Origin of the sequence: Caballeronia sp. LZ065 (assembly GCF_031450975.1) — a bacterium.
Taxonomy (GTDB): Bacteria; Pseudomonadota; Gammaproteobacteria; order Burkholderiales; family Burkholderiaceae; genus Caballeronia.
In genome coordinates, this window is sequence record NZ_JARUXV010000004.1 from 488,090 (window position 1) to 510,313 (window position 22,224).

Genomic DNA, 22,224 nt, shown 5'->3' on the forward strand with positions numbered 1-22,224 from the left:
AAGGTCAGAATGAAACGCCGGTCGCGCATGCGCAACCGGCGTCATTTTTTGTGCACTGCTGCAAGAGTCAACAGCCTGCTGCACTCGCCAATGTTGGCGGCGTCTCGGAGCGCTGTTCATAACATTTCGCGTCTGCATCCTTGAGCGCGCTGCGCAATCCTTCCTCAACCACCGGATGATAGAAAGGCAGCTTGAGTGTTTCATCGAGCGTCAGGTCGAGCTGCAACGCCCACGCAAGCAAATGCCCGAGGTGTTCCATCGCCGGACCGCAGCCTTGCGCGCCGCGTAGCCTGCCGCTCTTCGCGTCGGCGTAGACGTGCAGCAGCCCGCGGTTCTGTCGCATCACGCGACTGCGGCCCTGATCCTCGAAGGACGCTTCCCCTGTCACCGTCATTTGTTTATCGAGATCGTCATAGGACGCGCCGACCATCACTACCTGCGGCTCGCAGAAGACCAGCGAGAACGGCACCTTGCGCTTGATCGCCTGCACGTCAGGGAAGCGCGCGGCGTTGTCGCCAGCAAGCTTGCCTTCGTCGGCGTCGTCGTGAAGCCAGGGACGCGTGCCGTCGCAATCGCCTGCAATGAAGATCGTGCTGTCGCCGCATTGCATCGTGGTTGCTTCGAATAGCGGCACGCCTTGGTCGTTCAGCGTGATGCCTGCTTTGTCCAGCGCCAACGCTTTCAGGTTCGGCGCGCGGCCAGTGGCCGCCAGCACGAGATCGAAACGTTCGGTGCGCCGCTCGCCTTCCGGCGACGTGAAGCGCAAAGTTGGCAGGCCGTCTTCCAAAGACATCCCGTCGAACTTCGCGTCCGGATCGAAATAGAACTCGTCGGCGAGTGCGGCGCGCAGCGCGTCGCGTACCGGCGCATCCGTGAGCGCGGCCACGCTGCCGCCCTTGCCGAAGACGAAGACCTCGACATCGAGCCGCGCCAGCGCCTGGCCGAGTTCCAGCGCGATCGGTCCCGCGCCGAACACCGCGATTTTTGCGGGCAATGCGTGCAACTCGAACAGGTCGTCGCTGGTGATGAGCGTGTCGCCGAACACCTTGAGCTCGTCCGGCACGTTCGGCGCCGCGCCCGTCGCGATGACCACGCGCGCCGCTTCGATACGCGTGTCGCCACCAACCATCAAGCGCGTTCGCGACTCGAAGCGCGCCTGGCCGCGCACGATGCAGTCGTCGGGAAACGACTCCACTTCTTCCAGCACGCTCTTGACGAAGTGATCGCGCTCGCGCCGAACATAATCGAGCGCATGTTCGCGGTTCACTTCCAGCGCATGCGTGCCCTCGACGCCACGCGCCGCCAGCGACCGCGCCTCGTGCAAACCGTTCGCCGCCGCGAGCAGCAGCTTGGACGGCATGCAGCCGACGCGCGCGCAGGTCGTGCCGAACTCGCCGCTCTCGATCAACACCGCGCGCGCGCCGGCGAGCCGCGCCGCGCGAAACGCCGCCATCCCGGCCGTCCCCGCGCCGATCACCGCCACATCCACCTTCATGTCCTTCATGTCCTTCATAAGCGTCCCCGTGTTGCTGTCATCGTTCAGCCGTTGTCTGCAAAGCCCGGATAGAGGGTCATGCCGCCGTCGACGAACAGCGTCGTGCCGACGACGTAATCGCTGTCGTCGGAGGCGAGCCAGACGGCCGCCCGGCCTATGTCTTCGACTTCGCCGATGCGTCCATACGGAATCAGCGTCAGCAGCTTGTCGAGCTGGTCCGGCCGGTCCCAGGCGTCGCGGTTGATCGGCGTGCGAATGGCGCCGGGCGCGATGCCGTTCACACGGATCCGCTGCGGCGCGACTTCCTGGGCGAGCGATTTCATCATCATCTGGATGCCGCCCTTCGACGCCGCATAGTTCACATGTCCCGCCCACGGAATGACTTCGTGCACGGAGCTCATGCAGATGACCTTGCCCAGCGCCTTCGACACGTCGCGCATGCCGCGCCGCTCGAATTCGCGCACGGCGCGCTGGGCGGTCAGGAATTGGCCGGTGAGATTGGTATCGATGACCTTCCGCCAATCAGCGAGCGTCAGTTCGGTGAATTTCGCGTCCTGCTGCAAGCCGGAATTCGCGATCACGATATCGAGCGTGCCCCAGCGCCGCACGACGGCGTCGAACATGGCGTCCACTTGCGTTTCATCGGCGACATCCGCGCCGACCGCGAACGCTTCGCCGCCTTTCCCATTGATCGCGGCGGCGAGCTTCTCGGCGGGTTCGGCGTGCGCATGATAGTTGATGGCGACGTGCGCGCCCGCGTCGGCGAGCGCGTGCGCCACGCCTTCGCCGATGCCCGAGCTTGCGCCCGTCACCAGCGCGATCTGACCTGCGAGGGGTTTGTGCATATGCTCCGTCCGTGTCTGAGGGTGACGGATCGGGAGCAAGGCATGCGCCCGCGCTTCAGCCGCCGGTCAGCCCCTGATACACCTCCGCATACTTGAGCGCGGCCGCTTCCCAACTGAAGCGCTGGTCCATGCCGCGCCTGACCACCGTCTTCCAGTCGGCGCGCCGCTGTTTCAGCGCGAAGGCACGGCGGATCGAGCTGACCACGGTGGCGCGATCGAACGTGTCGAAGACGAAGCCGGTGGCGAGATCGTCGGCGAGATTTTCGAGCGAGCAATCCGTTACGGTGTCCGCCAGCCCGCCGACACGATGCACCAGCGGCAGCGAGCCATACGCCAGCGCGTAAAGCTGCGTGAGCCCGCACGGCTCGAAGCGCGACGGCACCATTACCACGTCGCTGCCCGCGATGATCGAATGCGACAGCGTCTCGTCGAAACCGAGTTCCACGGCCACGGCGCCCTGATGCGCCGCCGCCGCGTTCTTCATGCCGGTTTCGAGCGCCGGATCGCCGGTGCCGAGCACGACCAGTTGCCCGCCGCGCTGCACGATGTCCGGCACCACCGACAACAGCAAATCCAGCCCCTTCTGTTCCGTCAACCGGCTGACGACGCCGAACAGCAGCGCGTTGTCGTCGCGCTCCAGGCCCATGCGTTCCTGCAACGCCGACTTGCACTTCGACTTTCCGGAGACGCGCGTGGGCGTGTACTTCGTCGCGATGGATTCATCTACCGCCGGGCTCCAGATGGCGTAATCCACGCCGTTCAGGATGCCGGTGATGTCGTGGGTGCGCGTCTGCAGCAGGCCGTGCAAACCCGCGCCGTGAGCTTGCGTCTGGATCTCGCGCGCATAAGTGGGGCTGACGGTCGTGATGCGGTCGGCGTAATACAGGCCGGCCTTCAGGAACGACACGAGGCCATAGAACTCGACGCCTTCCACCGCGAAAAAATCGCCGGGCAGTTGCAGCGCGCCGAATTCCGACGCTGGAAACGTGCCCTGGTAGGCGAGGTTGTGGACCGTCATCACGCTGGCGGTCTTCGCGGCGCCCGCGCGTTCGAACGCGCGCAGATAGGCGGGCGCCAGTCCCGCATGCCAGTCGTGCGCGTGGACGATATGCGGCTTCCAGGCGGGATCGGCGCCCGTCGCGATGCGCGCGGCGGCCCAGCCGAGCAGCGCGAAGCGGCGGTCGTTGTCGGCGTAAGGGCGATGCGCGGCATCGAGATAGGGATTGCCCGGGCGGTCGTAGAACGGGTCCGCCCGCACCACGTACACGACCACCCCGTGCGGCGGCAGCACGCCGCGTTCGAGCCGGATCTGGCCGACACCGAACGCCGCGCCCAGCTCGGCGACCGGCTGCAGGTCCTCAAGCCCCGCGAGCACGGCCGGAAAACCCGGCAGCACGACGCGCGCATGCGTGCCCAGTTGCGACTGCGCGGGCGGCAGGGCGCCGACCACGTCGGCGAGACCGCCGGTCTTCAGCAGCGGAAACATTTCTGCTGCGGCATGCAGCACGCGTACGGTCATCGGCGCTCCCGTGGGTTGATGGTCATGTGAGCCCGCGTCTATCCCTGCGACAGCCGCGCGAGCGCATCCCGCGTGATGAGCGTGACGCCCGACTCCGTGCGGAAGAAGCGCGCGGCGTCGTCGTCCGGATCCTCGCCCACCACGAGTCCCTCGGGCACCGTGCAGCCGCGGTCGATCACGACGCGCTGCAGCCGGCAACTCGGCCCGACGGTTACCTGCGGCAACAAGACTGCCTCATTGATGTTACAGAACGAGTGCACCCGCACCGCCGACGAAAACACCGACTTCGACACCTGCGAACCCGAGATCACGCAGCCGCCGCAGACCAGCAGGTTGGTGATGGCGCCTTGCTGGCCGTTCAGATCGCGCACGAACTTGCCGGGCGGAAGCTGCTCCTGGTTGGTCCAGATGGGCCACTTGCGGTCGTAGAGATCGAGCTCCGGAATGGTGGAAGCGAGGTCGAGATTCGCGGCCCAATAGGCATCGACGGTACCGACGTCGCGCCAGTACGCCGGCGCTTCCGGGTCGCTCGACGACGTCACGCACGACATGCTGAACGGATGCGCGATGGCCTTGCCGGTCGTCACGACGCGCGGAATGATGTCCTTGCCGAAGTCGTGATCGGTGTTCGAGTTCTCGATATTGTCCTGCAGCATCTCGTACAGATACTTCGCGCTGAAGACATAGATGCCCATGCTTGCGAGCGCGATGTCGGGCTTGCCGGGCATCGCGGGGGGATCAGCGGGCTTCTCCAGGAAATCGGTCACGCGGCGGTTCTCGTCGACGTGCATCACGCCGAACGCCACCGCGTCCATGCGCGGCACCTCGATGCAGCCCACCGTGCAGTCCGCGCCGCTCTCGACGTGGTCCAGCACCATGCGCGTGTAGTCCATCTTGTAGATGTGATCGCCCGCCAGCACGATGACGAATTCCGGGCCGATTGAACGGATGATGTCCATGTTCTGGTACACGGCGTCGGCGGTGCCGCGATACCAGCTCGAATCGACGCGCTGCTGCGCCGGCCAGATATCGATGAACTCGTTGAACTCGCCGCGCAGGAAACCCCAGCCGCGCTGCATGTGGCGGATCAGCGAGTGAGCCTTGTATTGCGTGACGACGGCGATGCGCCGGATGCCGGAGTTGAGGCAGTTGGACAGCGCGAAATCGACAATGCGGTATTTGCCGCCAAAGTGGACGGCGGGCTTCACGCGCTTGTCGGTGAGCGGTCCGAGGCGGGTGCCGCGCCCGCCGGCGAGGACGATTGCGAGGGTCGACTTCTGCAAATCGGTGCGATTCTTGATCAGCGTCTCCATTCCAGCCTCCTGATTTGACCTGCGACTATGGATGTCCTGCCGTGTGTTCGTCCTCGTGTGCGTATGTCTGATGTCGATGCCGGGAGTGCGTGCGCAGCGCGGGTGGCGGCGCTGTCGTTACGCATTATCAGGCGGCGTGAAGCTTCCTGTGCGGAAGTCGGCCGTTTTTTTGCCGGACGTTCGTCCCTGCGGCGGGCCTGAGCCGCCCGTGAGATGGTCTGCACCATGCCGCCGGTGTTCCCACCGAGCAAGGCGCATGCCGAATGACCGTATGCGGACTTGCCGTACCGGCGTCAATGTTCGTGACGCTCGACAACTCAAGCTTCGTCGATTTAAAACGAAGAGGCCGTGCCGCAGTGCGTCGAGGCACGGCACAATACAAGACACGCGAGGCCGGCGCGCGTCCGGAATGGACCGGCCCAGTCAGGCGTTTCGCGCGCGCCCGCGATCGCTGCACTGCAAGGCGACGTTTCGTCGGACCGAACAACTGGAACCCAGCGGGAAATCAGAATATGAACAACGTCCTGAGCGTTCAATCGCATGTGGTGTTCGGCCATGCGGGCAACAGCGCGGCGGTATTTCCGATGCGACGGCTGGGCGTCAACGTCTGGCCGCTCAACACCGTGCAGTTCTCCAATCACACGCAGTATGGCCGCTGGACCGGCAGCGCCTTCGACGCCGACGAGTTGCAGAGCGTGATCGAAGGCATTGGCGCGATCGGCGTGCTGGGGCGGTGCAATGCGGTGCTCTCGGGTTATCTTGGCGCGCCCGAGCAAGGACGCGCGGTGGTCGAGATCGTGAAGATGGTCAAGGCGGTGAATCCGCGCGCGCTCTTCTTCTGCGATCCGGTCATGGGGCAGACGGGCGGCTGCACGGTCGCGCCCGGTATCGAGGACTTCCTCGTTACCACGATGCCCGGCATCGCCGACGCACTGATGCCCAATCATGTCGAACTGGAAAAGCTCGTCGGACGCACCATCGAGACGGTGGAAGAAGCGGTGGACGCCTGTCGCGAGATCATCGCGCGCGGGCCGCGCATCGTGCTCGTCAAGCATCTGCTCGATCGCAACAGCCGCGCCGATACCTTCAACATGCTTGCAGTCGGCCCGACCGAGGCGTGGTTCGCGCAACGTCCGCTGTATCCGTTTGCGCGTCAGCCGGTCGGCGTCGGCGACCTGACGAGCGGCGTGTTCGTCGCGCGCACGCTGCTTGGAGATTCGCTCCGCAATGCGCTCGAACACACGCTTGCGGCCGTCAACGCGGTGGTCAAGGCGACCTACGAAGCCGGGCGCTATGAGCTCGAGATCGTCGCGTCGCAGGATGAGATCGCGAAACCCACCGACCGCTTTCCCGCCATCCGCGTGATGGGCACCGAAACTGTCAAGCGGGCCTGACTAGCTCGCCTCGCTCGCTTCAAGCAAGCCGAAACGCCAGGACAGCCTGCGCGTCGCGGCCAGCAACGCGCGCGTGAGCGGGCCATCGGCGGCGCTGTCGAAACCGCCCGCCGAACCGATCAATGCGAGCACCAGGCACACGCTGCCGGTGTGATCGAAGACCGGCGCGGCCAGCGAGTGAATGCCGGGCACGGGTGCATCGAGCGCTGTATCGAAGCCTTGTTCGCGGATGCGTGACAACGTCGCGCGGTAGTCACTGTCATCTCTCGTTGCCAACGCTGTCGACGGGACGCCCGCGAGTCGGATGCCATCCTGTTGCAGCAGATTCGCCCGCACGTCGTCCCCGAGATGCGCCGCGAAGACCCGGCCAATCGCCGTGTTCACCAGCGACATCGCCGTGCCCATGCGCAGGCTGATGTGCTGCGGCCGCGACGATTCCTCCAGCCGGATGACCGTCGGTCCGAGCGGGCCGAGCGTGGCGGCGGCGACCGTCATCGACGTATCCGCCGCGAGCGCGACGATCTCCGCTTCGGCATCGCGAATCGGCGAAAGGCGCTGCAACGCGATCAGGCCCAGCTCGCGGCTCAACGGACCCGCGTGGAAGCGCCCGGCGTCGTCGCGTGACAGCAGCCCGACTTTCACCAGACTCACCAGATGCGCGAACGCCTTGGCCGGCGGCATGCCCGCCGCCGCCGCGAGGTCGCGCAGCAGCAGCGGAGCATCCGCCGCCACCAGCGCATGCAGCAGTTCGCCGGTCGCATCGAGGGCATTGATGCCGCGCTGCGGACGGGGGTCGGGGGAAAGCGCCGTCATGACAGGATGCCGGTCAGGTCGCGTGCGGCATGCTGCAACGCTCGTGCGAGCACTCCGTTCCAGGCGACGTCGCACAGGCCGGTTGGACCGATCGCGGTCAGCGCCAGCTGCATCCGTTGCGCGGCGTCGAACACCGGCACGCTCATGCTGCTGACGCCCGGACTCGGCGCATCAACGCCGCGTTCGATGCCGCGCGCCCGGATCTCGTCGAGCCGCGCGCCGCTGCCGGGCACCTCGGCTTCCGCCTGATGCGCCTGCATGGCCGCGATGCTGGCGGGAGCGTCGAAGGCGCGGAAGATGCGGCCTGTCGCCGTGGCCGACAGCGACATCACCGTGCCGACATGCAAATTGACATGCAAGGGCTGGCCGCCGCGTTCGTAGCGCACGATCGTCGGCCCTTGCGGCCCGGCGACGCTGACGGCCACGCTCATACCCGTTTCCAGCGCCAGCGCGGCGACGCGCGGCGCCGCCGCCCGGTACGCCGGCTGTTGCTCCAGGTTCATGACGCCCAGCCGCAGCGAAAGCGGGCCCGGCTCGTAGTTGCCGGTCAGCGCGTCGCGCTTCACAAGGCCGAGCCGCGTCAGGCTGACGAGGTAGGTGTGCGCCTGCGCCGTGGACATTGCGGCGTCGTCCGCGAGCGCGCTGAGCGCGAGCGGTTCGCGCCGCATCGCGAGCGCGTCGAGCAGGCGCGCGCCGACTTCGACGCTTTGAATGCCGCGCTGCTGTTTCGTTTCGCCGGGTGCTGCATGCCGCGCGGCGGGAAGGGGACGGGCCAAGGCGCGCTCCATGATTCGAGATAAATGGGCGGTTCGTCCGAACGGCCGATGCCCTTCAGTATTTACCCGAAATTTGTCTATGGCAAGTGGACTTGCTGTTGACAAAGAATAGGCGCGCATCGATCATCGGTTCATCCTCACAAGACTGGACGGGACACGATCATGGCAAAGGCTTTCGCATCGCAGGCCGATCTGCAGGAGAAGAAGATCACCTTCACGCAGCTCTCCGAGAACGCTTACGCCTACACGGCGGAGGGCGATCCGAACTCGGGCGTGATCGTCGGCGACGACGGCGTGCTGATCGTCGACACCACCGCTACGCCCGCGATGGCACAAGACCTGATCGACAAGGTTCGCGGCGTCACCGACAAACCCATCAAGTACGTTGTGCTGTCGCATTACCACGCGGTGCGCGTGCTGGGGGCATCGGCGTATTTCAAGGAAGGCGCGCAGGAAGTGATCGCGAGCCGCGGCACTTACGAGATGATCGTCGAGCGCGGCGAGCAGGACATGAAGTCGGAGATCGAGCGCTTTCCGCGTCTGTTCGCGGGCGTCGAGACGGTGCCCGGTCTCACCTGGCCGACGCTGGTCTTCGAGCGGGACATCACGCTGTTCCTCGGCAAGCTCGAAGTGCGGATCGCGCATCTCGGTTCAGGCCACACGAAGGGCGACACCGTGGTGTGGCTGCCGTCGCAGAAAGTGCTGTTCTCAGGCGATCTGGTGGAGTACGACGCAGCCTGTTATTGCGGCGACGCGCAGCTCGAGGACTGGCCCGCGACGCTCGAAGCCTTGCGCGCGCTCAACGCCGACAAGCTGGTGCCGGGACGCGGCCCGGCGTTGCTGTCGCCGGCGGATGTGCACAAGGGGCTCGATTACACGAAGGACTTCGTCACGACGCTGCTTCAGGCGGGCCGCGAGGCCGTCGCGCAGAAGCTCGACCTGAAGGGCGCAATGGCGCACGCGCGCAAGTCGATGGACGCGAAATTCGGCCACGTCTTCATCTACGAGCACTGCCTGCCGTTCGACGTGTCGCGCGCCTATGACGAAGCGAGCGGCATCCGGCATCCGCGCATCTGGACCGCTCAGCGCGATCAGGAAATGTGGGCCGCGTTGCAGGACTGACGAGGCGCTTATGCCTGATACGGATTGGCCGCCGCCATCGCCTTGAAGTTCTCGGGCGTCGAGAACGCCAGATATTCGGCCTGCATGTCGGGCGTGAGGAATTCGAGCATCGTCGAGTTCTCGATCCACAGTTCGATCACGTGGAAGAAGTTGTTGCCGCGCGTGCAATGCACCGCGCGCCAGCCTTCACGCTCACCGATCGCGATGACTTCCGCGCTTGTCAGGGGCGTCGCAATCGCCATATGGAACGCGCTGTAGCGCGGGCGCGGCGCCGTTTCCGCGCCGTAGCCCACGCTCTCTTCCTGTGCATCGCCCGGCGTGATCACGCGGTCGCCCGGATAGACCTCGATAATGCTGCCGCGCTCGTCGCCCGCCACCGCCATCCACGCGTCGGGGAACGGCGAGAACGGCGCGGCGAAGCCATCCCAGAGTTCGGCCAGCACCTGCGCGACGTGTTTCGGATCGTTGGCGGGAATCGAGGCATGGAAGATCATGGCGAGACTCCTTTGGGTAACGAAGGAACGGCGGTACGGATTGTTCCCGAGTCCTTTGTTATGAGTGTTTTCGCATGCGTCGCGCGTGAGCCTTTTTCCGACCGACGGATCGCTCAGGCAACCAGAAACGCCACAATTGCGTCGCACACGCGGCCGAACATCTGCGTGCCGGTCACGGTGACGCAGCCGCGCGCGCGGGCCGCTTCGATGAACGGCGTCAGCGGCGGCTTGGTCACGACATCGCCGACGAAGGTCGTGGGCGCAAGGCGCGAGACGTCGATCGGCAGCGGATCGCCCGCACGCATGCCCGCCGGCGACGCATTCACGATCAGGTCGTAGGTTTCCGCGCCGGCGTCGTCCGCGACCTGCACCGCGCCGCGTTTCAATGCGGCGAGTCGCGTGGCGAGGGCATCGGTGCGCGTGGCGTCGGAATCGCGGATGGCGAGCGTCGCCACGCCGGCATCCACCAGCGCATGACCGATCGCCGATCCCGCGCCACCCGCGCCAATCAGCAGCGCGCGCTTGCCCGTGGGTTCGCAGCCAGCGTCGCGCAGCGCCGCGACCATGCCGATGCCGTCCGACGCGCCGCCGTGCCAGCTGCCGTCTGCATTGCGCTTGAGCATGTTGACCGCGCCGAGGAAGCGGCCTTCGTCGGTCAGGGTGCTGCAGAAGGATGTCGCGCTGAACTTGTGCGGAACGGTGACGATCACGCCGTCGCAGTTCTGCAAGGGCGCAAGACCGGCGAAGAACGTATCGAGGTCGGCGGGCGCGACGTGCGCGGGAATCACGATCGCATCCTGGCCTTGCGCGCGCAGCGCGGCGGTCACGCCGGCCGGGGAGCGTACCTGCGCGATGGGATCGCCGACGATGAAGTACACGCGGGTCGCGCCGCTCAGACCTTCGTCGAGCGAGGCCGAGAAAGAGGGGTCCTGCGCCATTGCTGCCTCCGAGTTGAAATTCGAGGCGACCGGGAGCGGTTCGCCTGTTCATGACGAACTCTAATCTAAAGTGGAATCGTGTTCAAGAATAAGAGCGTTAGCCTGCAACTAATCGTCTTTTTTTGGACCCGCCATAAACTCAGAAAGGTCATCGTGCAAGCGATGCCGTCAAAAGCCGCTTACAACGGATCCGATCCGTGCATCTGCGCGGGAACGCCCCCCGCCGCCAGCGCTTCATGCAAGGTTCCGAACATGTTCGACGCTCCCACCACGCGCGTCAGCCCGTGCCGATCCATGTCGCCGCGCAGGAAGCGATTCACCCGGCCGAAGCTCACCGCGATGCCGCGCGCCCGCAGGGTTTCGACGAGATCGCCGATGGTTCGCGCCGCTGAGTAATCGAGATCGGTTATCGCGCCGGCATCGACGATGAGATGGCGCAGACAGCCGGACGCCGAATCGACCAGTTCCGTCACTTCCACCGTGAAGAAGTGATCGTTCGCGTAGAACAGATCTGCGCCGAAGCGATACACGATGACTTCAGGCGTGGTCATCGCGCCCGGCGCGGTGGGCATGAACTGCCAGCGGCCGTCGGGCGGGACGGGCGTCAGCACCATCGTGTGCGGACGGTAGCTGTGGCGCACGTGCCGCATCAGCGACAACGCCACGGCGAGCAGGATGCCGTGCTCCACGCCGATCATCACGACAGCCGCCGCCGTCACCAGCGCCAACGTGAACTCGCCCGGACTCTCGACGCGAATGTCCCGCAGGCTCCGCACATTGACCAGGCCGATGGCGATCGTGAAGACGATCGCCGCCAGCACGCAATGCGGCAGGTAGCGCAGATAGCCGCTCAGGAACATCAGCACGACGGCGACCACCGCCGCGAATGCAATCTGTCCGAACTGGCTGCGGGCGCCGGCGCGTTCGGCCATCGCGGTCTGCGTGGGGCTGCCGTTGACGACGAAGGTGCCGCTGAACGCCGCCGCCGTGTTGGCCGCCGCGAGACCGAGGATGTCGGCGTTGGTGTCGACGTCCTCGCGATACTGCTGCGCATAGACGCGCGCCGCCGCCGCGCTCTGCGCGATGATCATCACGAAGCACGAGGCCGCGACGGGCATCAGGTCGAGGCACTGCTGCCAGGTGACAGCGGGAAAACGCAGCGCGGGGAGGCCGCCGTCGAGGGGTCCGAGCACCGCGATGCCATGCGCCGCGAAATCGAACATCTTGCTCGCGACGATGCTGCCGATCACCGCGATCAGCGGCATCGGCACGCGCGGCGCGGCGCGCTGACCGAGCAGGATCGCGACGATCACAAGCAGCGCAAGGCCGAAGGTCGGCCCATGGAATTGCAGCGCGTGCGAGGCGACATAGGCCAGTTGCGCGAGGCTGCGCGACGAAGGCACGGGCACGGTCATGCCGAGCAGATCGCCGAGCATCGCGACGGACACCTGCACGCCGACGCCCGCCAGAAAGCCGACCAGCACCGTGCGCGACAGGAAATCGGCGAGAAAGCCGAGTTTGAAGAGCCGCGCGAGCAGCAACAGCGCGGCGGTCTGCAATGCAACCATGCCGGCGAGCGCGATGTATTCAGCGCTGCCCATTGCAGCCATGGTCGAGACCCGGCTGGAGAGGATGGTCGCCGTCGCCGAATCCGCCGCGACAACCAGATGCCGCGACGCGCCAAACAGCGCAAACGCGAACAGCGGCAGGAAGGCCGTGTACAGGCCGGTGACGGGCGGCATCCCCGCAATGCGCGCGTAACCGAGCACCTGCGGAATGTCCATCGAGGCAAGCGAGACGCCCGCCAGCGCATCGCGCAGCGCGGCGGCGCGATTCAGCGGGAGCATGCCTTTCAACAGCCAGGCATGAAGGGCGGGCCGGCGAGGGGTGGGCTGCATGGGCGGACGCGTGTCATCGAAGAAGCGAATCGTGCCCCAATGGCGGATGGCTGCCAAGCCGTGCGAGGGTCCATCGAACGAAAATGGCTTTGCGTCATTCGCAAAAGTGGAATAGGATTCTGAAATAGAAGAAAGTTCAGCGAATGAGCGGGGATCGGAGCATATCGATGGTGGAGACACTTGAACAGTTAGGGCCGAACGAGCAATTCGACGTTGTGGTGGTGGGCGCAGGCGGCGCGGGGATGTCGGCGGCGCTGGTGGCGGCCATCGACGGCGCGCGCGTGCTGCTCGTGGAAAGCACGGAATACGTAGGCGGCACGACGGCTTATTCGGCGGGCACCACATGGATACCGGGTTCCTTGCACGGGCCGGGCGTCAACCCTGAAGACACCGTCGCGAATGCCGAAACATTCCTGGATCGCGCGGTTGGCGCGCACAGCCAGGCCGCGATGCGCCGCGCGTTTCTCGAAGCCGGTCCGAAGGCTGTCGCGCAGTTGGAGACCCATAGCGAGGTGAAGTACCGCGCGCGGCCGTTCCATCCGGATTACCTCTCGGAAGTCGAAGGCTCGACGCTGCGCGGCCGCGCGCTGGAGCCGCTGCCATTCGACGGCCGTACGCTCGGCCGCGACTTCGCGCTGATTCGGCCGCCGCTTCCCGAGTTCACCGTGCTCGGCGGGATGATGGTCGATCGCGACGACGTCGGACATTTGCTCGGCATGACGAAATCATTCAGGTCGTTCCGGCACGCAGCGACGCTGCTCGCACGGCACGCGCGCGACCGCTTGAACGCACCGCGCGGTACGCGGCTCGTGATGGGCAACGCGCTGATCGGGCGGCTGCTCCTGTCGCTGCGTCGGCGCGGCGTGACGATCCTCACCCGCACGCGGGTCGATGCACTGCACGCGGGCGAACGCGGCATCGAGGCGCTGTCGCTGAGTCAGGTCAATGAACGCCGGCGTATCTGCGTGACAGGCGGCGTGATTCTCGCAAGCGGCGGCTTCAACCGGCACGCGAAGCGGCGCGCCGAACTGCTGCCGGGCGCTGATCCCGCCTGGTGCGCCGGCGCGCCGGGACACACCGGCAACGCGCAGGACCTGGCGCTCGCGGCCGGCGCGCGCTTTGGTGAGGGCGCACGGTCGAACGCGTTCTGGGCGCCGGTGTCGACGCGCAGACGTGCGGACGGCAGCACCGCCGTGTTCCCGCATTTCATGATGGATCGCGGCAAACCGGGGATGATCGTGGTCGATCGCAACGGCCGACGCTTTCTCAACGAGAACGCCTCGTATCACCTGTTCGGCATCGCGCTGCAGGAAGCGAATCGCACGCAGCCGTCGATTCCCGCGTGCCTCGTCACGGATGCGGACGGGTTGCGCAAGTACGGGCTCGGCATGGTGCGTCCGGGCGGCAAGGGGCTCGCGCCGTTTCTCGCTGACGGCTATCTCGTCGAAGGCAGCACACTCGACGAACTGGCGGACCGGCTCGGCATCGACCGGACGGGCCTTGCCGACAGCGTCGCGCGCAACAACCGGTATGCGCAGACGGGCGTCGATGCCGATTTCCAGCGCGGCACGACCGCGTACCAGAACGCCAACGGCGACGCGAACTGGAGCGGACCGAACAAGTGCCTCGGGCCGATTGCGCGGGGGCCGTTCTATGCGGTGCGGCTCTATCCGGGCGATATCGGCGCGGCGACCGGACTCGTCACCGATACCGACGCACGCGTGCTGAACCGTGACAATCAGCCGATTGCCGGTCTCTACGCCTGCGGCAACGACATGCAGTCGGTCATGGGCGGCGTCTATCCGGGTCCGGGCATCACGCTCGGCCCGGGGCTCGCATTCGGCTATCTGGCGGCGCGGCATGCGGCGGCGCGTGCGCGGAATGCATGGGTGGATGCGCGGGACGACGCGCTGGTGCTGCCTATGAAAATCGGGTCGAGCCTGCACGCGCACGCGGTGGCCAAATGAGCGCGTTACCGGTGATCCATTGCGATGTCCTGGTGCTCGGCTCCGGCGCCGGCGGTTTGTCCACGGCGGTCACGGCGGCGCAGCAGGGCTTGTCCGTGCTGGTCTGCGAGAAGGCAGACGTGTTCGGCGGCACGACCGCGTGGTCGGGCGGCTGGATGTGGATTCCGTGCAATCCGCTCGCGCAGCGGGCCGGGCTCGTCGAAACGGCGGATGCGCCGCGCACGTACCTGGCAGGCGAACTCGGCGCGCACTTCGATCCCGCCAAGACCGAAGCGCTGATCGAACACGGTCCGCGCATGATCGAATTCTTCGAGCGGCACACGGCGGTGCGCTTCATCGACGGCAACCGCATTCCGGATTTCCACACGACGCAAGGCGCGGCAAGCGGCGGCCGCTCGGTAGGCGCGATGCCTTTCGACGGCCGTGCGCTTGGCCCGCTGCTCGACCGTCTGCGGCCGCCGCTCGCCGAAACCACGGTGGCCGGCATGGCGATCGCATCGGGCGCCGACCTGACGCATTTTCTGAACGCGACGCGCAGCGCCGCGTCGGCCTGGCATGTGGCGCGGCGCTTCGCGGTGTTCGCGTGGCAGAAGCTGCGCTATGGCCGCTCGATGCATCTCGTCAACGGCAATGCGCTGGTTGCGCGGCTGTTGAAATCGGCGGCGGACAGGGGTGTCGATCTGCGCACACGCGCGAAGGCCGTGACGCTGTTGCACGGCGCGGCGCGTGTGACAGGCGCGCGCGTCGAGATCGACGGCGTGCCGCATGACGTGCTGGCGAAACGCGGCGTGGTGCTCGCCTGCGGCGGCTATCCGCACGATACGGCGCGTCAGGCGCGCACCTTTCCCTGCATGCCGCACTGGTCCGCCGCGCCCACGAGCAATTCCGGCGACGGCATTCGCGTGGGCATCGACGCCGGCGCGCATTTCGACGATACGCTGGAGACGCCCGCCGCGTGGGCGCCAGTCTCGCTCGTGCCGCGCGCGCACGGCGCGGAGGCGGCGTTTCCGCATCTGATCGAGCGCGCGAAGCCGGGCGTGATCGCCGTGACGCGCGCGGGGCGGCGCTTCACGAACGAGGCGTCGTCGTATCACGATTTCGTCTCGGCGCTGATCGGCACCGTGCCGCCCGGCGAGGACGTCTGCGCGTGGCTCGTGTGCGATCACCGGTTCCAGCGCCGCTACGGCCTCGGCGCGGCCAAGCCGTTTCCGTTTCCGCTCGGGCCGCTGCAACGCGCCGGCTATCTCAAGTCCGCGCCGACGCTGGAAGCGCTCGCGCAGCAATGCGGCATCGACGCGCGCGGTCTCGCCGAGACCGTCGCCACTTACAACACGTACGCCAAAGACGGCTTCGATCCGCAGTTCCACAAGGGCTCGACGCCGTACAACCGCTTCCAGGGCGATGCACTGCATCGGCCGAATCCCTGCGTCGCACCGCTCGCGGACGGCCCGTTCCATGCGGTGAAGATCGTGCCCGGCAGCCTTGGCACCTTCGCCGGCCTTTCCACCGATGCCCGCGCGCGCGTGCTCGACGCCTCCGCCACGCCCGTCGCCGGGCTGTATGCGGTCGGCAACGATGCCGCGAGCATGATGGGCGGGCACTATCCAGCCGGCGGCATCACGCTGGGCCCGGCGATGACCTTCGGCTACCTCGCTGGCCTCGAACTGGCGCAGGCGTCGCTGCATGACGGCAGTGGCGACCGCGCACAAGACTCTCATTCCACACAGGCAAGGACTTTTCAATGACTCTCTACGACACGGTCACGTTGACGGTGAAACTCGGCGCGAACGCGCGCGTGTTCGAGCACATCCAGGCGAGCCCCGCCGCGCCGGGCGTGAAGCTGCTCGGCTGCTGGTATTCCGACATCGGCGCACTGGGCCGCGTGATGGTGCTGCGCGGATTCGATTCGGAAGCGGCGCTCGTGCGCGAACGGCAGCGGCTGTTGCTCGAAGGCAATCCGTTCGGCTGCGGCGAGTTCGTCACCGACGTCGACGTGAGCAGCTACGCGCTGTTCCCGTTCCTTCCGCCGATCGAGCCCGCCGTGCACGGCGGCATCTACGAGATGCGCGTGTACGGCACGAAGCTCGCGAGCCTGCAACACACGATCGACGCGTGGCAGGGCGCGTTGCCGGAGCGCACGAAGCGTTCGCCGCTGATCGGCGCGATGGTCGCGCTCGACGGCACGGTGCCGCGCTTTCTGAACATCTGGCCGTATGCGAGCGTCGACGAGCGTTCGCGCATCCGCGCCGAAGCGGTGGCGGACGGCATCTGGCCGCCGAAGGGCGGACCGGCCCATCTGACGACGATGGAATCGACCATCTACGTGCCGGCGCCGTTCTCGCCGCTGCGCTGAGGGGACGCCGCCATGTCACGACGCAAGTTGTCCCTGTCGGCCCTGACCGTGCTGGAGCTGACGCCGCCGCAGATGGTCGAGTGCGCGGCGCGCGCCGGTTACGATTTTGTCGGCCTGCGCCTTCTGCCGGCGACGGAAACGGAGGTGCGCCATGAGATCGTGGCTGCGACGCGGCTCAAGCGCGAGACGCTGGCAGCGTTGCGCGACACGGGCATTGGCGTGCTCGATGCCGAGATCCTGCGCCTGAAGCCCGACACGGACGTCGCCGCGTACGAGCCGATGCTCGCGACCGCCGCCGAACTCGGCGCGCGCTACGTGCTGGTCGCAGGCAACGACCCGGACGAGGCGCGTACCGCCGCGCGTCTCGCGGCGCTGTGCGATCTTGCGCAGCCGTATGGCCTGTCGCCTTCGCTTGAACCGATGCCGTGGACGGATGCGAAGGACATCGTGCAGGGCGCACGGATCGTGCGGGCGGCGGGGCGCGCGAACACGGGCCTGATTGTCGATCCGCTCCATTTCGACCGCGCCGGTTCTTCGACGGCCACGCTCGCCGATCTGCCGCGCGAATGGTTCGGCTATCTGCAATTCTGCGACGCGCCCGCCGAGCGTCCGACGGACCTCGACACGCTGCTGTATCAGGCACGCGCGGAGCGCATGATGCCGGGCGAAGGCGGCCTCGATCTGACGGGCATCCTGCGCGCGCTGCCCGAGGATTTGCCGCTGTCGATCGAAACGCCGATGAACCAGTGGGCCCGCACCGCTGATGCGCTCACGCGCGCCACGCGCTTGCGCGAGGCGACGCTGGCCGTGCTCGACGCGGCATACGTAAAAGAATGACATCCGGCGGTTGAATTCCGAGGTGGAATCGTGTTCTCATTCCGCACTGGAACTTCGAGAGGCTGAAGATGGCAGGAAACCTGGAGCGGGCGTTGTCGATCATCGAGTTGCTGGCGAAAAACGGCGGGCGCATGCCGCTCGCCACCATCGCCGACACGCTCAACATTCCACGCAGCGGCACGCACCGGCTGCTCGCGATGCTGATCGACGAAGGCTACGTCCGTCAGGATGAGGATCACGGCGAGTACATGCTGGCGCTGAAGCTCGTGTCGCTGGCGCTCATCTATCTGTCGACGGGCGGGGTGCTCGACGTCTCCCAGCCGGTGCTCGACCGGCTCGCGGCCCAATCGGGCGAACTGGCGCGGGTGGGCGTCGTGGAGGACGACCACATTACGTTTGTCGGCAAGGCGCAGGGCGCGAAATCCGGGCTGCGCTACGACCCCGACATGGGCAGCCAGCCGCCGTTGCATTGCACGGCGAGCGGGCAGGCGTGGCTGTCGTCGCTGACCGACGAGGCCGCGCTGGAACTCGTTGCGCGGCAAGGCGGGCTCGGCAAGCCGGGTGCGGGCGGGCCGAAGGCGCCCAAAGGCATTCAGGAGTTCCTTGCCGGCTTGCAGGCGGCTCGCGAACGCGGCTACGGCATTGCGAGCGAGACGTACGAGGCGGGCATGTCGTCGATGGCCGCGCCGATCCATCATCCGGTGACGGGCGTGGTGGTGGGCGTCGTGAGCCTGGCGGGGCCGACCAGCCGTCTGCCCGATGCGCGCCTGGAGGCGCTCGCGCCCGCGTTGCTCGAAGCGGCTTCGGACATGGGCGCGGCGACCTTGAGTTCGCCTTATTTCAAGCGCTCGGCGGGCAAGGCGGACGTGGCGGCGGATGTGGCGCCGGCTTCGGCCGCGGGCGGCAAGGGCAGGACGAAGTCGACGGGCAAGTAAGCGGCGGGGCGCGCTGGCCGAACGGCCGAGGTGACGTGCCGCGCAGCCGTGCGATATCATGAATTCACCATGAAACAAGAACCGCAAATGACTACTCCGCTCGATCCCATCGTGTCCGAGTTCGCCACCGTTGAAGAAGCCGAAGCCTATGACAAGTGGTTTCGGGAGAAGGTGAGACGGTCCATGGCGGATACGCGGCCGCGCATTCCCCATGACGAAGCCATGGCGCGGATTCGAGCCAAGCTGGACGCAAAAATCAGAGAGAAGGAAAGGTCTGGATCCTGATGCTCCCAATTCGCTGGACGCTCCAGGCACTGGATGACCTCGATCAAATCACGGACTACATTGCTGAATACAACCCTTGGGCAGCGAAAACGATTCTCGAGGTCATCGAAGCGCTGTGATTCCTGCTTCACTATCTCCTTATCTGTTTCGAACCGGCCGCGAGCTGGGTACGCGCGAGATCGTTGCGCATCCGAATTATGTTGTCGTATATCGTGTCGTGGATGGATTGATCGAAGTCGTCAACGTGATTCACGCGCGACAGCGCTATCCGCGCGAGTGAAGTGCGTCGCGAGGGCAGCTACGAAGACCTATGCAGCCCTCGCGAGGGACGGCAAAACGTGATGCCTGGCGTGACTGCGCTTCCGCTGGCCGAACGGCCGAGGTGACGTGCTGCGCAGCCGTGCGATATCATGAATTCACAATGAAACGAGAACCGCAAATGACTGCTCCGCTCGATCCCATCGTGTCCGAGTTCGCCACCGTTGAAGAAGCCGAAGCCTATGACAAGTGGTTTCGGGAGAAGGTGAGACGGTCCATGGCGGATACGCGGCCGCGCATTCCGCATGATAAGGTCATGGCCGAAATGGAAGAACTCATTGCGGATGCCGAGAGGCGCCACAAGTCGAGGGCTACTTGACATTACAAGTTGTCTGGACTCAAGCCGCGCGCCTCGACCTCAAGGAGATTATTCAGTACATCGCAGAACGCAGTCCCGCCGCTGCCCGCATCATCAAAGGGCTAATCGAGGCGGCACCTGAGTCGGCCGCGCAAGCTCCTTATCTTTATCGTACTGGCCGCGTTTCCGGAACTCGCGAAATTGTCGCTCACCCTGATTTCATCCTTGTGTATGCAGTGAAGGAACACATCGAGACCCTCAACGTACTTCATTCGCGGCAGAGTTACCCTTTTTTATAACCGTATGGTCGCGGCGGATGGTAGAGCCGCCACCAGCGGGCCTCGGCACCCTCCCGCCCGGATCAAGCCTTCGCGAGGCCGATCATGCACGCAGCGCCCGTTACGCCGTCCTTGCGCGAAGTCGATGACCTGCCGTCGCCGCGCGGCTTTCCCCTGCTGGGCAACCTGCATCAGTTGCCGCCCGCCACGCATCATCTGACGCTCGAACGCTGGGCAGCCGAACTCGGCACGCCTTACGTCTTCCGCTTCGGCACCACACGCGTGACGGTCTGGGACGACATCGAGTTGTCCCATACGGTGCTGCGCGAACGTCCGTATCGCTATCGCCGCTATGCGCCCATCGAGAGAATCCTGAAGGAGTTCGGCTGCAACGGACTGTTTTCGATCGAAGGCGATGCCTGGGAGTCGCAACGCCGCCTCGTCATGCAGGCGCTGTCCATTCCGCACATCAAGGCGTTCTATCCGACGCTCGCCGCCATCACCGAGCGTCTGCGTCGCCGCTGGGAAGCCGCGGCGCGCGCCGGCGCGGTGGTCGACATGCTCGACGACCTGAAGCGTTTCACCGTCGATGTCACGAGCGCGCTCGCACTCGGCGACGACCCGAACACGCTCGAGAACGAGCGCGAGCTGATCCAGGAGCAACTGGCCATGCTGTTGCCGACGCTGATGGCGCGCGTCAATTCGCCGTTCGCGTGGTGGCATTACGTGAAGCTCCCGCGCGACCGCAAGTTCGACGCCGCGATGATCGACGTGCATCGCCATATCCGCGCGCTGATGGCCCGCACGCGTGCGCGCATGCGCGAGGAAGCGCGCGCGGAAGCCTGCGAGATGCCGTTCATGGATCTCGACGTCGAACCGCGCAATCTGCTCGAAGCGATGCTCGCGTTGCGCGATGTGCCCGGCTCCGGCATCACCGACGACGAAGTCGCCGCCAACGTGCTGACCATGCTCGTGGCGGGCGAGGAGACGACCGCGACGAGCATCGCCTGGGCGCTGTTGTTCCTGGGCGCGGACGAAGCCTTGCAGGCGCGCGTCGCGGCGCACGCCCGCGCGGTCCTCGGCGATGCCGCCGTGTGCCCGGGCTACGCCGCGATGCGCACGCTCGACTTGTGCGAGGCGCTCTGCACGGAAGCGAGCCGTCTGCATCCGGTCGCGCCGTATCTTTCGCTGGAGCCGGTCGAAGACGTGCGGCTGCGCGGCGTGCGTCTGCCGGCCGGCACCAAGATCTTCCTGCTGCACCGTCCCGCGATGCTCGACCCCCGCAACTTCGCCGATCCCGAACGCTACGATCCCGAACGCTGGTTACACGAACACCGGCTGCAACAGCGCGCACCGGCCGAATGTCCGGCGCAGCGCGGCGCGCACGAGCCGCATGCCTACCTGCAATTCGGCGCGGGGCCGCGGGTGTGTCCGGGACGCCATCTGGCGGCGGTCGAGATGCGGCTCGTGATCTCGATGCTCACAGCGAACTTCACCGCGCGGCTCGCCATGGACGCGTCGCGGATCCACGAAATCTGCGCATTCACCGTGGGACCGAGCGCCATGCCGATGCGGCTCTCGTTGCGAGCGGGCGGCTAAGCGGCGTCGGCGGGAGGATCGGCGGAAGGCACGGCGCCGCCCGTCGCCATCCACAGCACTTCGGCATCTTCCTCGCTCGTCGATATGGCCGCGTGGCCGGTACGCGAATCGAAGTACATGCTGTCGCCGGCATTCAGCTGGGTGGGCGCGTACAGCTCGGAATACAGGCATACGCTGCCGCTGATCACATAGAGGAATTCTTCGCCTTCATGGCGGCCCCAGTCGTCAAACGCGTCGAGAGTGTGCGCCGAGATGCGGATGCGGAACGGCAGCATGGCCTTGTGCGCGAGCTCGGTGGCGAGCAGTTCCATCTGATAGCCGCGATACGCGTGACGCTGCCCCGCGTCGCGGCGAGTGAGCGCGCGACGCCCGCTCGCGCTGGGCGCCGGCGCCGTGCCGAAGAGTTCGCCGAGGTCGATGCGCAGGCCACGCACGATCTTCTGCAACACGTCGAAGGTCGGCGACATCAGCCCGTTCTCGATCTTCGACAGCGCCGAACGCGACACGCCGCACACGCGGCTCGCCGTTTCGAGCGTCAGGTCGAGCGCGAGCCGCGCGTGCCTGACCCGCTGTCCGAGATCGGCCGGGGAAGTGTCCGGCGGGTTTTTCGTGCTGGGGCTGGCCATGGGAAGAGGGGTGTCGTGGGTCGCGGAGGACATCGTTTTGTTTCCGATCATAACATCGCGATAACGCCGGGGCGGGCCGCGTGCGGAGGCTGGGAGGCGCTGACGGGCCTGCGTGACAACC

The 22,224-nt window shown here is 66.3% G+C and carries 23 protein-coding genes; 13 read left to right on the forward strand and 10 right to left on the reverse strand.

Annotated features, from left to right (window positions below; all coding sequences use genetic code 11):
- Window positions 1-67: 67 nt before the first annotated feature.
- Genes QCE63_RS28805 through glgC form a run of 4 tightly spaced genes read right to left on the reverse strand, consistent with a single transcriptional unit; the run spans window position 68 to window position 5,172 of the window.
- Window positions 68-1,504 carry a dihydrolipoyl dehydrogenase gene (locus tag QCE63_RS28805; protein WP_309839306.1) on the reverse strand — a complete coding sequence of 479 codons (1,437 nt, stop codon included), beginning with the start codon at window positions 1,502-1,504 and terminating at the stop codon, window positions 68-70.
- Window positions 1,505-1,539: 35 nt separating this feature from the next.
- The gene (locus QCE63_RS28810) at window positions 1,540-2,340 is read right to left on the reverse strand and encodes an SDR family oxidoreductase (RefSeq protein WP_309837942.1); all 801 of its coding nucleotides are present in this window, start codon (window positions 2,338-2,340) and stop codon (window positions 1,540-1,542) included.
- A 55-nt stretch (window positions 2,341-2,395) separates the two neighbouring features.
- Window positions 2,396-3,859: a glycogen synthase GlgA gene (gene glgA / locus QCE63_RS28815; RefSeq protein ID WP_309837943.1), complete on the reverse strand. Its 1,464-nt coding sequence runs from the start codon at window positions 3,857-3,859 to the stop codon at window positions 2,396-2,398.
- 38 nt (window positions 3,860-3,897) lie between these two features.
- Window positions 3,898-5,172: a glucose-1-phosphate adenylyltransferase gene (gene glgC / locus QCE63_RS28820; RefSeq protein ID WP_309837944.1), complete on the reverse strand. Its 1,275-nt coding sequence runs from the start codon at window positions 5,170-5,172 to the stop codon at window positions 3,898-3,900.
- A 512-nt stretch (window positions 5,173-5,684) separates the two neighbouring features.
- Between glgC and pdxY the strand changes: the two genes are divergently transcribed.
- Window positions 5,685-6,566: a pyridoxal kinase PdxY gene (gene pdxY / locus QCE63_RS28825; RefSeq protein WP_309837945.1), complete on the forward strand. Its 882-nt coding sequence runs from the start codon at window positions 5,685-5,687 to the stop codon at window positions 6,564-6,566.
- Here pdxY and QCE63_RS28830 read toward each other — a convergent pair whose 3' ends face one another.
- Window positions 6,567-7,379, reverse strand: coding sequence for an IclR family transcriptional regulator C-terminal domain-containing protein (locus QCE63_RS28830; RefSeq protein WP_309837946.1), 813 nt, complete (start codon window positions 7,377-7,379; stop codon window positions 6,567-6,569).
- Window positions 7,376-8,155, reverse strand: coding sequence for a helix-turn-helix domain-containing protein (locus QCE63_RS28835; protein ID WP_309837947.1), 780 nt, complete (start codon window positions 8,153-8,155; stop codon window positions 7,376-7,378). The genes QCE63_RS28830 and QCE63_RS28835 overlap by 4 nt, the downstream gene beginning before the upstream one ends.
- 162 nt (window positions 8,156-8,317) lie before the next feature.
- Between QCE63_RS28835 and QCE63_RS28840 the strand changes: the two genes are divergently transcribed.
- Window positions 8,318-9,277, forward strand: coding sequence for an MBL fold metallo-hydrolase (locus QCE63_RS28840; protein WP_309837948.1), 960 nt, complete (start codon window positions 8,318-8,320; stop codon window positions 9,275-9,277).
- An 8-nt stretch (window positions 9,278-9,285) separates the two neighbouring features.
- Here the strand turns inward: QCE63_RS28840 and QCE63_RS28845 are convergent, their stop codons facing one another.
- From QCE63_RS28845 to QCE63_RS28855, 3 genes are all read right to left on the reverse strand, one after another.
- On the reverse strand, window positions 9,286-9,771 hold the full coding sequence (locus tag QCE63_RS28845; protein WP_309837949.1) for a hypothetical protein: 486 nt from the start codon (window positions 9,769-9,771) through the stop codon (window positions 9,286-9,288).
- Window positions 9,772-9,884: 113 nt separating this feature from the next.
- On the reverse strand, window positions 9,885-10,709 hold the full coding sequence (locus QCE63_RS28850; protein WP_309837950.1) for a shikimate dehydrogenase: 825 nt from the start codon (window positions 10,707-10,709) through the stop codon (window positions 9,885-9,887).
- Window positions 10,710-10,888: 179 nt separating this feature from the next.
- Window positions 10,889-12,607: a SulP family inorganic anion transporter gene (locus tag QCE63_RS28855; protein ID WP_309837951.1), complete on the reverse strand. Its 1,719-nt coding sequence runs from the start codon at window positions 12,605-12,607 to the stop codon at window positions 10,889-10,891.
- Between the two features lie 167 nt (window positions 12,608-12,774).
- Here QCE63_RS28855 and QCE63_RS28860 point away from each other — a divergent pair, with 167 nt between their 5' ends.
- From QCE63_RS28860 to QCE63_RS28910, 11 genes are all read left to right on the forward strand, one after another.
- A complete protein-coding gene (locus tag QCE63_RS28860; protein ID WP_309837952.1) occupies window positions 12,775-14,574 on the forward strand; it encodes an FAD-dependent oxidoreductase in 1,800 nt (599 codons plus the stop codon).
- Entirely contained in the window at window positions 14,571-16,319 is a 1,749-nt protein-coding gene (locus tag QCE63_RS28865; RefSeq protein ID WP_309837953.1) for an FAD-dependent oxidoreductase, read from the forward strand. The genes QCE63_RS28860 and QCE63_RS28865 overlap by 4 nt, the downstream gene beginning before the upstream one ends.
- Complete coding sequence (locus QCE63_RS28870; RefSeq protein WP_309837954.1) at window positions 16,316-16,927, forward strand: NIPSNAP family protein; 612 nt, start codon at window positions 16,316-16,318, stop codon at window positions 16,925-16,927. The genes QCE63_RS28865 and QCE63_RS28870 overlap by 4 nt, the downstream gene beginning before the upstream one ends.
- A gap of 12 nt (window positions 16,928-16,939) precedes the next feature.
- Window positions 16,940-17,764, forward strand: coding sequence for a sugar phosphate isomerase/epimerase (locus QCE63_RS28875; protein ID WP_309837955.1), 825 nt, complete (start codon window positions 16,940-16,942; stop codon window positions 17,762-17,764).
- Between the two features lie 68 nt (window positions 17,765-17,832).
- Window positions 17,833-18,699 (forward strand): IclR family transcriptional regulator, encoded by an 867-nt coding sequence (locus QCE63_RS28880; protein ID WP_309837956.1) that lies wholly within the window; start codon window positions 17,833-17,835, stop codon window positions 18,697-18,699.
- Between the two features lie 69 nt (window positions 18,700-18,768).
- The gene (locus QCE63_RS28885) at window positions 18,769-18,984 is read left to right on the forward strand and encodes a stability determinant (protein ID WP_309837957.1); all 216 of its coding nucleotides are present in this window, start codon (window positions 18,769-18,771) and stop codon (window positions 18,982-18,984) included.
- Window positions 18,984-19,103 (forward strand): type II toxin-antitoxin system RelE/ParE family toxin, encoded by a 120-nt coding sequence (locus tag QCE63_RS28890; RefSeq protein WP_309837958.1) that lies wholly within the window; start codon window positions 18,984-18,986, stop codon window positions 19,101-19,103. Before QCE63_RS28885 ends, QCE63_RS28890 begins: the two co-directional genes overlap by 1 nt.
- Window positions 19,100-19,264: a type II toxin-antitoxin system RelE/ParE family toxin gene (locus tag QCE63_RS28895; RefSeq protein ID WP_309837959.1), complete on the forward strand. Its 165-nt coding sequence runs from the start codon at window positions 19,100-19,102 to the stop codon at window positions 19,262-19,264. Before QCE63_RS28890 ends, QCE63_RS28895 begins: the two co-directional genes overlap by 4 nt.
- A 159-nt stretch (window positions 19,265-19,423) precedes the next feature.
- Window positions 19,424-19,621, forward strand: a complete 198-nt coding sequence (locus QCE63_RS28900; protein ID WP_309837960.1) for a stability determinant — start codon at window positions 19,424-19,426, stop codon at window positions 19,619-19,621.
- Window positions 19,618-19,899 (forward strand): type II toxin-antitoxin system RelE/ParE family toxin, encoded by a 282-nt coding sequence (locus QCE63_RS28905; protein ID WP_309837961.1) that lies wholly within the window; start codon window positions 19,618-19,620, stop codon window positions 19,897-19,899. The genes QCE63_RS28900 and QCE63_RS28905 overlap by 4 nt, the downstream gene beginning before the upstream one ends.
- Before the next feature lie 84 nt (window positions 19,900-19,983).
- Window positions 19,984-21,477 (forward strand): cytochrome P450, encoded by a 1,494-nt coding sequence (locus QCE63_RS28910; protein WP_309837962.1) that lies wholly within the window; start codon window positions 19,984-19,986, stop codon window positions 21,475-21,477.
- On the opposite strand, the gene QCE63_RS28915 is transcribed toward QCE63_RS28910, so the two are convergent.
- Complete coding sequence (locus QCE63_RS28915) at window positions 21,474-22,103, reverse strand: XRE family transcriptional regulator (RefSeq protein WP_309839308.1); 630 nt, start codon at window positions 22,101-22,103, stop codon at window positions 21,474-21,476. The two genes, QCE63_RS28910 and QCE63_RS28915, sit on opposite strands and share 4 nt — an antisense overlap.
- Window positions 22,104-22,224 lie beyond the last annotated feature (121 nt).

Excerpts from the sequence above, each read along its gene's own strand:
- QCE63_RS28845 (WP_309837949.1), bottom strand. The coding sequence starts at position 9,771 with ATGATCTTCCATGCCTCGATTCCCGCCAACGATCCGAAACACGTCGCG.
- QCE63_RS28810 (WP_309837942.1), bottom strand. The coding sequence starts at position 2,340 with ATGCACAAACCCCTCGCAGGTCAGATCGCGCTGGTGACGGGCGCAAGC.
- QCE63_RS28840 (WP_309837948.1), top strand. The coding sequence starts at position 8,318 with ATGGCAAAGGCTTTCGCATCGCAGGCCGATCTGCAGGAGAAGAAGATC.
- glgC (WP_309837944.1), bottom strand. The coding sequence starts at position 5,172 with ATGGAGACGCTGATCAAGAATCGCACCGATTTGCAGAAGTCGACCCTC.
- QCE63_RS28870 (WP_309837954.1), top strand. The coding sequence starts at position 16,316 with ATGACTCTCTACGACACGGTCACGTTGACGGTGAAACTCGGCGCGAAC.
- glgA (WP_309837943.1), bottom strand. The coding sequence starts at position 3,859 with ATGACCGTACGCGTGCTGCATGCCGCAGCAGAAATGTTTCCGCTGCTG.
- QCE63_RS28900 (WP_309837960.1), top strand. The coding sequence starts at position 19,424 with ATGACTGCTCCGCTCGATCCCATCGTGTCCGAGTTCGCCACCGTTGAA.
- QCE63_RS28885 (WP_309837957.1), top strand. The coding sequence starts at position 18,769 with ATGAAACAAGAACCGCAAATGACTACTCCGCTCGATCCCATCGTGTCC.
- QCE63_RS28850 (WP_309837950.1), bottom strand. The coding sequence starts at position 10,709 with ATGGCGCAGGACCCCTCTTTCTCGGCCTCGCTCGACGAAGGTCTGAGC.
- QCE63_RS28855 (WP_309837951.1), bottom strand. The coding sequence starts at position 12,607 with ATGCAGCCCACCCCTCGCCGGCCCGCCCTTCATGCCTGGCTGTTGAAA.
- QCE63_RS28860 (WP_309837952.1), top strand. The coding sequence starts at position 12,775 with ATGGTGGAGACACTTGAACAGTTAGGGCCGAACGAGCAATTCGACGTT.
- QCE63_RS28910 (WP_309837962.1), top strand. The coding sequence starts at position 19,984 with ATGCACGCAGCGCCCGTTACGCCGTCCTTGCGCGAAGTCGATGACCTG.
- QCE63_RS28890 (WP_309837958.1), top strand. The coding sequence starts at position 18,984 with ATGCTCCCAATTCGCTGGACGCTCCAGGCACTGGATGACCTCGATCAA.
- QCE63_RS28830 (WP_309837946.1), bottom strand. The coding sequence starts at position 7,379 with ATGACGGCGCTTTCCCCCGACCCCCGTCCGCAGCGCGGCATCAATGCC.
- pdxY (WP_309837945.1), top strand. The coding sequence starts at position 5,685 with ATGAACAACGTCCTGAGCGTTCAATCGCATGTGGTGTTCGGCCATGCG.
- QCE63_RS28805 (WP_309839306.1), bottom strand. The coding sequence starts at position 1,504 with ATGAAGGACATGAAGGTGGATGTGGCGGTGATCGGCGCGGGGACGGCC.
- QCE63_RS28880 (WP_309837956.1), top strand. The coding sequence starts at position 17,833 with ATGGCAGGAAACCTGGAGCGGGCGTTGTCGATCATCGAGTTGCTGGCG.
- QCE63_RS28875 (WP_309837955.1), top strand. The coding sequence starts at position 16,940 with ATGTCACGACGCAAGTTGTCCCTGTCGGCCCTGACCGTGCTGGAGCTG.
- QCE63_RS28915 (WP_309839308.1), bottom strand. The coding sequence starts at position 22,103 with ATGGCCAGCCCCAGCACGAAAAACCCGCCGGACACTTCCCCGGCCGAT.
- QCE63_RS28865 (WP_309837953.1), top strand. The coding sequence starts at position 14,571 with ATGAGCGCGTTACCGGTGATCCATTGCGATGTCCTGGTGCTCGGCTCC.